Origin of the sequence: Paracoccus mangrovi (genome assembly GCF_042648425.1) — a bacterium.
Lineage (GTDB): Bacteria > Pseudomonadota > Alphaproteobacteria > Rhodobacterales > Rhodobacteraceae > Paracoccus > Paracoccus mangrovi.
Genome location: NZ_JBHRXJ010000044.1, coordinates 1 through 1,392, shown reverse-complemented (window position 1 = coordinate 1,392; position 1,392 = coordinate 1). Strand labels below are relative to the sequence as shown.

Here is a 1,392-nt window from a genome sequence, read left to right as displayed (position 1 = left end):
CCAAGTGGCCTGCCGCTTGACTTCAAGATCGCCTGATTTTGCTCGCTGGGCAAGCGTTTTTCGCCCCGAGCGGTGTCTGTCGTCGCGCAAACGGCCGAAGTCGGGTGGATCAAGCCTCGAACCCGCAGCATTCTGGCCCGGCAGAGCCGCTTTTCCGCGCGGCAGACGGACCTGTCCTGCCGCTTTCGTTCAGCTTGGGCATGGATCGTGGTCATGCGCATGACGGAGGCGTTCGAAGACGGCGGATGGCGGCAAGGACGGCCCGCACCATCGGGCCGGTGACGGCGACCTCGGCCAACTGGAAGGTAATGGCGCGGGCGTGGCGGACGACGCGGGCGCCGATCTTGATCAGCTTGAGTTGCAGGCTGGTCAACGACCAGTCCGCCATGGCCTCGGGCAGTTCGATGCAGCGCAGGAAGGTTGCCAGGTTGTAGGCCAGCGCGTGCAGTTGCAGCCGCACCTCGTTGTGCCGGAACTTCCGGCATGACAGCCGCGTCCAGCGAAAGGCATATTTGCCTTCCTTGATGTGCTGCTCTGCGGTGCCGCGCTGGTTGTAGAACCTCACCACCCAGTCTGGCTCCATCGGCAGGTTGGTGACGATGAAGCCGACTTTGGGGAACAGCTCGCCCGGATGCCATTCGATCTTGGCGATGACGCGGCGCGGCTTGTCCCAGGACGCCGCCTGATACTCGAAGTCCTCGAAGAACCGTTTGACCTTGGTCAGCGAAGGCCGTCCCACGGGCCGTGTCAGCCGATGCGCGATCTTCTCGCGCAAGACGGCGTTGGCGGGCAGACGGATGGCGTAGAAGAACCTGGCTTCTTCCAGCCGCATATAGATCGCGGGGATCGCGTAGGCAGCGTCGGCCCGGAAGAAGCGTCCACCAAGGTCGCGGCCAGCATATCGGGCAATGACGGGATCAAGGACATCCCGCCAGCCATCGGCGCTGTGGACATTGCCGTTACGCAGGGCGCAGCGCTCCAGCATGCCAAACTGGTTGAACAAGAAGATGGGGTGATAGCAGGTGCAGTCGAAATGCCCGTTCCAGGCAGCACCTTCCTGATCGCCGTGGGTGGGGCTGACCGAGCTGTCCATGTCCAGCACGATGTATTTCAACCCGTTGCGGTCATGAAACCGGTCGATCCATTGGCCGTTCAGATCGGCCAGCGCCGCCCGGTTCGCGGCCAGAGCCAGCGTCTCGGTCTCGAACCGTCCCATCTGCGATGCCGAAGCAGCTTGCGCCTCGACGGCCCTGCCGCCAACGACCTGACGCATCACGGGATCGAGGGCCAAGCGGTCGGCATCGTTCACATCCTCGTATCCGGCCAGTCGTCCGAACACCGATTGCCGGAACAATCCGTCAAGCCGATGGAGCGTGTTCTTCCCGGTGCGGC

General features: G+C 63.4%; 2 protein-coding genes. Both read right to left on the bottom strand.

All coding sequences use genetic code 11. From position 1 onward, the window contains the following. Nucleotides 1-221, bottom strand: a 221-nt coding sequence (locus ACFOMH_RS20555; RefSeq protein ID WP_377746799.1) for a hypothetical protein, incomplete at its 3' end; no start/stop codon positions are given. Continuing rightward, a partial coding sequence (locus ACFOMH_RS20550; protein ID WP_377746797.1) for an IS1380-like element ISPme1 family transposase occupies nucleotides 212-1,392 on the bottom strand: 1,181 nt, incomplete at its 5' end. The genes ACFOMH_RS20555 and ACFOMH_RS20550, both read right to left, overlap by 10 nt.